The sequence below is a fragment of the Pseudomonadota bacterium genome (assembly GCA_027624955.1).
GTDB lineage: Bacteria > Pseudomonadota > Alphaproteobacteria > UBA828 > UBA828 > PTKB01.
This window is the reverse complement of record JAQBTG010000063.1, coordinates 1-10,002: the sequence shown is the minus strand read 5'-3', so window position 1 is coordinate 10,002 and position 10,002 is coordinate 1. Positions and strand designations below refer to the sequence as shown.

7 protein-coding genes and 1 pseudogene are annotated in these 10,002 nt (G+C 59.0%); 5 read left to right on the top strand and 3 right to left on the bottom strand.

All coding sequences use genetic code 11. The features are described from left to right. The first annotated feature begins 365 nt into the window (after window positions 1-365). Window positions 366-872: a superoxide dismutase family protein gene (locus tag O3A94_16445; protein ID MDA1357841.1), complete on the top strand. Its 507-nt coding sequence runs from the start codon at window positions 366-368 to the stop codon at window positions 870-872. 82 nt (window positions 873-954) lie between these two features. Here the strand turns inward: O3A94_16445 and O3A94_16440 are convergent, their stop codons facing one another. From O3A94_16440 to egtB, 3 genes are all read right to left on the bottom strand, one after another. Next, on the bottom strand, window positions 955-1,872 hold the full coding sequence (locus O3A94_16440; GenBank protein ID MDA1357840.1) for an alpha/beta hydrolase: 918 nt from the start codon (window positions 1,870-1,872) through the stop codon (window positions 955-957). Between the two features lie 198 nt (window positions 1,873-2,070). Next, window positions 2,071-3,048 (bottom strand): L-histidine N(alpha)-methyltransferase, encoded by a 978-nt coding sequence (gene egtD, locus O3A94_16435; GenBank protein MDA1357839.1) that lies wholly within the window; start codon window positions 3,046-3,048, stop codon window positions 2,071-2,073. Next, window positions 3,048-4,319, bottom strand: a complete 1,272-nt coding sequence (gene egtB / locus O3A94_16430; GenBank protein ID MDA1357838.1) for an ergothioneine biosynthesis protein EgtB — start codon at window positions 4,317-4,319, stop codon at window positions 3,048-3,050. The genes egtD and egtB overlap by 1 nt, the downstream gene beginning before the upstream one ends. Before the next feature lie 136 nt (window positions 4,320-4,455). Between egtB and O3A94_16425 the strand changes: the two genes are divergently transcribed. The 4 genes and pseudogenes from O3A94_16425 (at window position 4,456) to O3A94_16410 (ending at window position 9,980) form a co-directional block, all read left to right on the top strand. After that, window positions 4,456-5,412, top strand: coding sequence for a LysR family transcriptional regulator (locus O3A94_16425; GenBank protein MDA1357837.1), 957 nt, complete (start codon window positions 4,456-4,458; stop codon window positions 5,410-5,412). Then, window positions 5,366-5,617 (top strand): annotated as a pseudogene (locus tag O3A94_16420) (ATP-binding protein). The gene O3A94_16425 and the pseudogene O3A94_16420 overlap by 47 nt, the downstream one beginning before the upstream one ends. 309 nt (window positions 5,618-5,926) lie before the next feature. Further along, complete coding sequence (araD, locus tag O3A94_16415; protein ID MDA1357836.1) at window positions 5,927-7,666, top strand: L-arabinonate dehydratase; 1,740 nt, start codon at window positions 5,927-5,929, stop codon at window positions 7,664-7,666. Window positions 7,667-8,006: 340 nt separating this feature from the next. Further along, window positions 8,007-9,980 carry a methyl-accepting chemotaxis protein gene (locus O3A94_16410; protein ID MDA1357835.1) on the top strand — a complete coding sequence of 658 codons (1,974 nt, stop codon included), beginning with the start codon at window positions 8,007-8,009 and terminating at the stop codon, window positions 9,978-9,980. Window positions 9,981-10,002: the final 22 nt, after the last annotated feature.

Here is a 10,002-nt window from a genome sequence, read left to right as displayed (position 1 = left end):
CCGGCCCCATACAGACCCAGAGAAAGGTCGTCGTTGCCGGCGATTGAACGGTTGTGCCGCTGCTCAAAGCTTCAGCCTCTCCCGACCGATTTTCTTGTCATATCGTATTCTCGGTTTCTTCTCGTTTTCGGCGATGGTTTGCGAATTGCCGACGGCGGCAATCAGCCCAAAACGCCCCAGACCGTACCTCCCGCCGCGCCATTCTACCAGCCGGATATCCTCAAACATGCGGAATTAAGCGTGGGGAGGTCGACGAAACCGATGCCGGGCCGAGCCAATTGACCAAGCAGCATCCGCAACTTCGGCTATGGTTATCAAAACAATCGGTCTAAGATAATTCAGGTTCATGGCAGAAAGGGAAACAAATGTCCTGGCTAAAAATGATGCTGGTCGGTCTCGCGATCTCGGCGGTGGCGTCCTCGGGCGCGATGGCCGCGCAAGCAACCGCGGAAATAAAGAGCGCGACCGGCGAAATCCTCGGCACCGTGACGCTGACCGAGACGCCGCACGGCGTGCTTCTGTTGGCCGATCTCATGCGTATTCCGCCCGGAAGCCACGGCTTTCATATTCACGAAAAAGGCGCCTGTGCACCAGATTTCAAAGCCGCCGGCGGTCACTTCAACCCCGCTGGCAAGGGCCATGGCATCAACCACTCAGACGGCAGCCATGCCGGTGATATGCCGAACCTTCACGCCGCAGCAGACGGCAGCGTCAAAGCCGAAATGCTGAATGTCAACGTAACCATCGCGCCCGGAGCCAACAGCATCTTCGATGGCGACGGCGCTGCCATTGTGCTTCATGCCAAAGCCGACACCTACGGCGCCAACGCCGGAGCCGGTGCGCGCCTTGCCTGCGGCGTCATCAAGAATTAGCGCTTCCGGAACCAGCCCGCTCATCGCGAAAGTCTATACTTTCGCGCCGTCTGGAGTGCAGCGCCTTACCTTGGCGGTGTCTTCAGACCTGCATTTGACGTCGTATCGCTTGGCAAAGCGGGCTGCTCGCAGCCAAATAATCCTCAAGCACGGTGAAGTGGTTGCGCCCGGGAAGGTCTAAAGATTCGCCGGTCAGCCCGTTTTCCGTCCACGCCGCGAGGAACGCCTCGGACTGACGGTGAAACTCTTCGGACTCGTCACCGCCGAGCGTCACGATCAGCGGTGAGGCCTGCGCAGGGAGATGCCGGATCGGGCTGTTTTGCTCAATTTCCCGTTCCGTCAATTGCAGCTTCGGTTGTAACCAGGAATGGACAAACGGCGCGAGATCAAACAGCCCGCTGATCGACGTGCCGCCCTTCACAACATCGCTCGGCAATCCGTAGCTACCGGCCCAATCGGTCGCCAGAAGCATCGCAGTCAGATGTCCCCCGGCCGAATGGCCTGAGACAAAAATTCGGTTTTGATCCGCGCCAAACGTCGCCGCATTTTGATAGAGCCAGGCAATTGCCGCGCGGTTCTGCCGGACGATTTCCGTCATCGTGACATCGGGACAAAGCGCGTAATTGTTGATGACCATGGTGACGCCCGCGTCGACCAGGCCTTCCGCGACAAAGCTAAACTCCTTGCTGCTGAGCGAATGCCAATATCCGCCATGGATGAACATGTGGAGGGGGGCGTCCGCATTTGCCGCCGGGTAAATGTCGAGATGCTCCGCCACTGTCGGACCAAACGAAACATCGAGCGTGGGAGAAAGCTTCTCGCGAACTCGGGTGCTATTTCCTAGGAAAAAATCAACATACTGACCAAAGTCAGGCACGCTGTTCTCAACGTCGTACTGCGCATCGATCTCGGCTTGCGAGGTAAAATTGCGATAGAGCGGCGCCCCACCCGGGCGGTCGGGCGATCGCAAAATAGCAGGCAGGGTGATAGGGCGTCGCATGATTACCGCCAGTAAAAAAATATCGTCATTGTCAGAATTCGAACTCGGGCCGTCGCGACGCTATCCAGATCACCACAACCAAACTGCTTCAGTGTGGCCACGGCCGCCGGGTTTGTAAATCGCGATATACGACCATGATGAGGCACAGCTATCTCGATGAGGCACCGCTATAAGGAGACAAGATAATATTAAATAGCGTTAGCCGCCCGGCACGAGCAAAGCGACGGCAAACAGTTTCTTTTCGTCCGTCCACAGGCGGTCCATGCGCCAGCCTGCCGCTGCCGCCAGGGTTTCGAACGAGGCGCGGGAATATTTGTAGGAATTCTCGCTGTGAATGCTTTCACCCGCAGCGAAATTCACTTCCAGCGCATCAATGTAGACGGTCTGCGCTTGCCGGCTGACGATATGCATTTCCACCCGGCTCTCGGTTTCATTGAAACGCGCGGCATGGCGAAATTTAGCAAGATCGAAATTGCCACCGAGCTCACGATTAATACGGCTCAATAAGTTCAAATTGAACGCCGCCGTGACCCCCGCCGCATCGTCATAGGCAGCTTCCAGGGTTTCTCTGTCTTTCCGCAGGTCAAAGCCGATGACGAACATGTCGGGCACAAGATCGCGGCGCATGCGCGCGAGAAACTTGGTTGCCTCGGTGGGATCAAAATTGCCAATCGTCGAACCTGGAAAAAACAGCAATCTGTCGCCGCTGCCGCCACGCGGCGCGAGCTGGAACGATCTGCTAAAATCCGCCACGGCGGGCGCGATGGCCAACAACGGAAAATCCCGTTGCAGCGCTTCCGCCGCCTGGCGCATATAATCGGCGGAAATATCCACCGGCACATAGGCGCGCGGGCCCTGAAGAGCGCGCAGCAGGATGCGCGTTTTCATGCTGGCGCCGCTGCCGAGTTCGATGAGTTCCGCTCCGGTCCCCACCGCCTCGGCAATTTCGCCGGCGCAGTCGGAGAGAATCTCGATCTCGGTCCGGGTGGGATAATATTCCGGTGCGCGGCAAATCTGATCGAACAAGGCCGAGCCCGTCTCATCATAAAAATATTTGCACTCAAGGGTTTTTACCGGTGCCGATAGGCCGCGCGTCACGGCGTTCCTGAATTCGTCTTGTTCATCCGCCGCCCCGGTTATCTCACGGGCCGAAAATGCCGCCGCCGCCTCAACCATCAGCAATCCTCCGCCAGGCGCAGGCCGGAAAATTGCCAGCGCTTTTCGGGTTGAAAGAAATTTCGATACGTGGCGCGGATATGCATGCCCGGGGTCACACAGGACCCGCCACGCAACACATATTGGCCCGACATGAACTTGCCATTATATTCGCCCACCGCGCCGGCCTCCGGCTTGAACCCGGGATAGGCGACGAAGGGGCTTCGCGTCCATTCCCAAACGTCACCAAACATCTGCTTAAGTTGTGTGGATTGCGCCGCCGCAACGGCCGGGCGCAAACGGCCCGACGGCGCGAAATTTCCTTCCGGGGCGAGCGTGGCGGCGGCATTCTCCCACTCTGCTTCGTCGGGCAAACGCTTGCCGGCCCAGCGCGCATAGGCATCGGCTTCAAAATAGCTGATGTGGCAGACCGGCGTCCGCGGGTCGATGGGTTGAAAGCCACGCAAAGTCATGGCGTGCCATTCGCCCTCCTGTCGGCACCAATAGTTGGGCGCCTGCCAGCCTTCCGCCTGTACCCAGGCCCAGCCATCCGACAACCACAGCAACGGATCGGCATACCCGCCATCCTCCATGAAGGCGATCCACTCGCCATTTGTGACGGTGCGGGGCGCCAGGCGATAGGGGCGCACAAGAATTTCATGGCGCGGCCCCTCACTGTCGAAAGCGAACCCGTTCCCGGCATCGCCGATTTCGATCAACCCGCCCTCATAAGCGGACCAATCTTCCTCCGGCGCATCCGGCGCACCATAGGCGAGGGGCTGCGGCGCCTTGTAGGCCGGGCGCATCGGGTTTTGCGCGAACAAATGCAAGATATCGGTCAACAGCAACTCCTGATGCTGCTGCTCATGGTGAATACCCAGCGTCACCAAATCTTCAACCGCCTGCGAAACGCCGCCGCGCAGCAATTTCTCGATGCCCGCGTCAACATGGTCGCGATAAGCTATGACTTCGGCCAAAGAAGGGCGCGTCAGCATGCCGCGGTTTGGCCGCGGATGGCGCGCGCCAAGCGATTCGTAATAGGAGTTGAAGAGAAACGCATAGTCCGGGTCGAACGCACGATCATCGCCGTTTTCCGGCAACACAATCATCGTCTCAAAAAACCACGTTGTATGCGCCAGATGCCATTTCGCCGGGCTGGCGTCCGGCATGGATTGCACCGTTGCATCGGCGTCGGAAAGTCCGGCCACGAGGCTTTGGCTGTGGCGGCGCACCTCCAAATATTCGCTCAGAAGGTGGCTCGTTTGAGGATTTTGGCCCTGTTTGACGGTCATTCTGTCCCCCGCTTCAGACTGGGGTTAAATATAGGTGGTGTAAAAATGAATTGAAATGCGCAGTTAATGATTTTATTTTGTTCATATTCGTTACAGTGAAATTGACGCATGACTGCGCGACGGGAAGCCCATCTTTATGGATTGGGACAATATTAAGGTTTTTCTTGCCCTGTCTCGCGCGGGCTCGGTGCGCGCAGCGGCGAAGGGTCTGGGCATCAGCCACACAACGGTAGCCCGGCGAATCGGTGCGCTGGAAGCGGATCTCGAAGTCTGCCTGTTTGACCGCCGGGCGGAGGGCTACACCCTGACCGGTATCGGCGAACGATTTATCGCGCGCGCCGAAACCATTGAGAGCGAGGCCTTCGGCTTGGAGCGCGATATCGTCGGGCGCGACGGCAAGCTCTCCGGCGCGATCACTGTCACTCTTGCCGCACCTCTGGCCTCGCATTTACTGATGTCGGATTTCGCCCGCTTTGCCGCGCTCTATCCGAACATAGAAATACGCCTGGCCATCACCTACGACATCCTCGACCTGGCCCGGCGCGAGGCCGATGTGGCAATCCGGTCGACCACCAAGCCGCCTGAAAACCTGATCGGCCGGCGCGGGCCGGCGATTCATTACGCCGCTTACGCCACACATGATTATTTGGCGGCGCATGATGTCACGTCCAAAAGCACAACGGCGAGTTGGATCGGCTGGGATGACGACGGCGAAAATCCGAAATGGGTGCGCCAGAGTGATCATCCTAATATCTCCGCGCGCTGGCACATTCCAGATGTCGCGGTTCAGGTGGAGGCAGCCAAGGCGGCGCTCGGCATAGCCTATCTGCCCTGCTTCCTCGCCGACCCCATCCCTGAACTTGCGCGCATACCGCCGGGGCGGAGCCATGCCAGGTGGCCGTGCTGGGTGTTAACGCACCCGGACCTCCGCGCCACGGAGCGGGTGCGCGTCTTCGTGCGCTTCATCATAGAGGCTCTAAAGGCCAAGGAAGATCTGCTGACCGGACAAAGCGTAATCCTCACGCCAGCGCGGCGCGGCGCGCGCCGACCAGGTACGCCATCTCGTTCGCCCGAGCGAATTGGAGCTGATTGACCGCAAACGCCGGTTGGTCGAGCGGCGGATCAGGCAGGCCAAATTCGCTGCCGTCAAACCATCGCTCAACAAGATGCTGGTTCTGAAACGGGCGCGATGTGAATATTTCGAGCGCCAGGAGAACGTCATCGCGCTCAGCAACAGCAGCACCGGCAAGACCCATATCGCCCGTGGCCTCGGTCTGGCAGCCTGCCGGAAGGGGATATTGTAAAGCCCCCGTTCTATGTATCGCTTCCTGATAGAGTCTCTGGCACCGGCAGACAGGCGCTGCTCCCACGCCCGGTAATAGCCGTGCCACCTAGTTCAGTCTCAGGATTTCATCAAAATCTGGCTAACAGCGGTATAACCACATCGTATGCGGATGCGCCCTTCAACGTCATCGTCCGAGTCACCTGATCGCAACCTATCCCACCGGATTATCCGAGCCGAAATTGTTCGCTCCTCCGGGTCCGATTGCCTAAGGCTTGCCAGGAGCCGTCTCATTCGCCGAAAGTGAAATCATGAAAGTGGAATCATGACCGAACATCGAAAAACCCCTGAAACCCTGCGCAGCGCCCGCTGGTTCGCGCCGGATGATTTGCGTTCCTTTGGCCATCGTTCGCGCCAAATGCAGATGGGTTATGACAAGCAAGACTGGGACGGCAAGCCCATCATCGCCATCGTCAATACCTGGTCCGATGCACAGCCCTGCCATGCCCATTTCAAGCAGCGCGTCGAGGACGTCAAACGCGGCGTCCTGCAGGCCGGCGGGTTCCCGATGGAATTGCCGGCGCTGTCACTGTCGGAGAGCCTGGTCAAGCCGACCAGCATGCTCTACCGCAATATGCTGGCGATGGATGTGGAAGAAATGCTGCGCTGTCACCCGATCGACGGCGCCGTGCTGATGGGCGGCTGCGATAAAACCACGCCCGGCCTCATCATGGGCGCCGTCAGCGCCGGCATGCCGCTGATCTATTTGCCGGCCGGCCCGATGCTGCGCGGAAATTACCGCGGTGAGACCCTCGGCAGCGGCTCCGATTCATGGAAATTCTGGGATGAACGCCGCGCCGGCACCATCGATGGCGAGGAATGGCAAGCGGTCGAGGCCGGCATCGCCCGCTCCTATGGCCATTGCATGACCATGGGCACCGCCAGCACCATGACCGGCATCGCCGAAGCCCTCGGCCTGACCCTGCCGGGCGCAAGTTCCATCCCCGCAGCCGACGCCAACCATATCCGCATGTCCGCCGGGTGCGGGCGGCGCATCGTCGACATGGTCTGGGAAGATTTGACACCGGCCAAAATCATCAATCGTCGCTCGGTGGACAACGCGGTGACCGTGGCGATGGCCATGGGCTGTTCGACCAACGCGATCATTCATCTGCTGGCGATGGCACGCCGCGCCGGGGTCGATCTGACGCTCGATGATCTCGATGCAGCCGGACGCCATGTGCCGGTCATCGCCAATATCCGCCCCAGCGGCACGACCTATTTGATGGAGGATTTCTATTATGCCGGCGGGTTGCGCGGCATGATGAGCCGCCTAAAGGACAAGCTGAACCTCCATGCCATGACCGTCTCGGGAAAGACGCTGGGCGAAACGCTGGAAGGCGCAAGCGTCCATAACGACGACGTCATCAAGACGATCGACGATCCGATCTATCACGAGGGATCGCTCGCCGTGCTGCGCGGCAATCTGGCGCCCGATGGCGCGGTGATCAAGCCGGCGGCCTGCGACCCGCGCTTGCTCAACCATGAAGGCCCGGCCCTGGTGTTCGACAGCTATTCCGATCTCAAATCACGCATCGATGACGACGATCTCGATGTCACGGCGGATAGCATCCTGATCCTGCGCAATGCCGGGCCTGAGGGCGGACCGGGGATGCCGGAATGGGGCATGTTGCCGATCCCGAAGAAGCTGCTGAAACAGGGTGTCCGCGATATGGTGCGCCTCTCGGACGCGCGCATGAGCGGCACCAGCTACGGCGCTTGTATTCTGCATTGCGCGCCGGAATCCTTCATCGGCGGCCCGCTGGCGCTGGTCAAGACCGGCGACATCATCCGCCTCGATGTACCGAACCGAACCATCGACATGGTGGTCAGCGACGCCGACCTGGCCAGCCGAAAAGCCGCCTGGAAAAAACCGCAACGCAAATACGAGCGCGGCTATGGCTGGATGTTTTCCCAGCATATCAAACAGGCGAATGAAGGCTGCGATTTCGACTTCCTCGAAACCGGCTTCGGCGCCCCCGTCAGCGAACCAGAAATCTTCTGATCCTTCGGCCCGGATGGCACCGGCATGCCTGCGTCAGCATTGGCGCTGGCCGGCCTGCGCCGGCATTGGCGCTGGCCGGCCTGCGCCGGCACTGGCGCGGCAAAGGGCGGCTTGATTTTGATACCGCCTGACAGAATTTAGGCCTGACAATATGTTGCCCGCCTAGAAAACGCCGGGCGCATTCCATGCGAATAATTCGCCGGAAAAATTTAATCCTTGCGAATAATTTGCCGGAAAAATTTAGTTATTATTTACTAATTTCAGCCAAATTCCCGTTCGGTGGAAGTACGCATGTTTACATCCAATAATCGCTGAATCGACATCGAGGGAAATTCTGACAATGATTTCGTTTGCAAATGTGCGCCTGGCGCAAAAATTACCGGCCCTGTTTATCGGCTGTGCTTTGATCGCGGTATTGACGCTGGCTATCGCCAGTTTCTTCGGCGGCTCCAACATTGTCCGATCTCTGGCGGCGTCCAAACTTCAGGCGCTCGAGGAAACCCGTAACCATGCGATTGCTGATTATTTAGCAACCATCGAGCAGGACATGCGCTTCGTGGCGTCGAGCCCGCTCACCCATGAAGCCGTACAAGCCTTCACAACCGGCTGGAACGAAATCTACGAGAATCAAGCAGCAACACTGCAGGGCCTCTATATCAAGGACAATCCCCATCCGACCGGTCAGAACAAAAACCTCAATTTCGCGCCGGATGGCTCCGCCTATAGTTCCGCCCATGCCCGCTTCCATCCGTGGTTTCGCCAGTTCCTGCGCGAGCGCGGCTATTACGACATCTTCTTGTTCGATCTCGAGGGCAACCTCATCTACACGGTATTCAAGGAACTCGACTACGCGACCAACCTTGAAAACGGCCCCTACCGCGCGACCGATTTGGGCAACGCCTTCCGCGCCGGGCGCAACGCCAACGCCAGCGGCGATCTCACCTTCTTTGATTTTAAGCCCTATTCACCAAGCGCCGGCGCGCCGGCCAGCTTCATCGGCACGCCGATCATTGACGCGTCCGGGAACAAAATTGGCGTGCTCGCATTTCAGATGCCGATCGACGGTATCAATAACGTCATGCAGGTAAACGCCGGTCTCGGCGAAACCGGCGAGGCGTTCATCGTCGGCGGCGACAATTTGATGCGCAATGATTCCCGGTTTTCCGAAGAATCGACAATTCTTGTCCGCACGATAGATAGCGACGCCGTCCGCCAGGCGATCGCCGGCAATTCCGGCATTGTCGATTCCGTTGATGAAAACGGCAATGCCGTCCTGGCGGCCTATTCGCCGCTGGATTTCCTCGGCACCCGCTGGGCGATCGTCGCGCAGCAATCCACCGCGGAAATCCTCGCCCCGGTCGAGAGATTGCGCAATGACGCCATCATGTGGGGTGCCATCACCATCGCCCTTGTGGCGCTGATCGGGCTTCTCGTCAGCCGCAGTATTGCCCACCCCATCGTTCGCCTGTCGGCCATCATGAAGACGATCGCAGAGGGTGACGTTACGGTCGACATAGCTGGCCAGAACCGGCGCGACGAAATCGGTCAGATGGCGAAGGCGGTAGAGTTTTTCCGACTTAAACTCGAAGACAATGCGCGCCTTGAAGCCGAGAAAAAACAGGCCCAGGGCAAGCAACAACAAGCCGCGTTGCAGGCGGAAGAAGAGAAACAGGCCGCGATGCAATTGTTTGCCGGTGATTTCGAAAGCAGTGTTGGCGCGATCATCCAAAGCGTGTCGAAGGCGTCATCGCAAATGAAAGATTCGGCGACCACGATGACGGCGAGTGCGGACGAAGCAAGCCAGCGCGCCACCACCGTCGCCTCGGCGGCAGAAGAAGCTTCGGTAAATGTGCAAACCGTTGCCTCGGCCACCGAAGAAATGACTGCGTCGGTCCGCGAAATCTCACGCCGTGTGTCGCACAGCGCCGAAATCGCGACCGGCGCCGTCGGACAAGCCAACGCCGCCAACGACAAGATCAAAGGCCTGGCCGAAGCGGCGCAGAAAATTGGCCAGGTGGTCAACCTGATCAACGACATTGCCAATCAGACCAACCTGCTGGCGCTCAATGCCACGATCGAAGCCGCGCGCGCGGGCGAGGCGGGCAAGGGCTTCGCCGTCGTTGCCTCGGAAGTTAAATCCTTGGCCAGCCAGACGGCAACGGCGACGGATGAAATCGCCGGCCAGATCGCCGCGATCCAATCATCGACCGAGGAGGCCGTCTCTGCGATCAAGGGCATCCGGGAGACCATCTCTGAAATCCGAGAAGTGTGTCTGACGTCAGCGCCTATGGAACAAACTAGTCGGATTGCATAAGGGAGGGTTTCTGTCTCATCGT

Coding starts and splice junctions, on each gene's coding strand:
- O3A94_16445 (MDA1357841.1), top strand. CDS start 366: ATGTCCTGGCTAAAAATGATGCTGGTCGGTCTCGCGATCTCGGCGGTG.
- O3A94_16440 (MDA1357840.1), bottom strand. CDS start 1,872: ATGCGACGCCCTATCACCCTGCCTGCTATTTTGCGATCGCCCGACCGC.
- egtD (MDA1357839.1), bottom strand. CDS start 3,048: ATGGTTGAGGCGGCGGCGGCATTTTCGGCCCGTGAGATAACCGGGGCG.
- egtB (MDA1357838.1), bottom strand. CDS start 4,319: ATGACCGTCAAACAGGGCCAAAATCCTCAAACGAGCCACCTTCTGAGC.
- O3A94_16425 (MDA1357837.1), top strand. CDS start 4,456: ATGGATTGGGACAATATTAAGGTTTTTCTTGCCCTGTCTCGCGCGGGC.
- araD (MDA1357836.1), top strand. CDS start 5,927: ATGACCGAACATCGAAAAACCCCTGAAACCCTGCGCAGCGCCCGCTGG.
- O3A94_16410 (MDA1357835.1), top strand. CDS start 8,007: ATGATTTCGTTTGCAAATGTGCGCCTGGCGCAAAAATTACCGGCCCTG.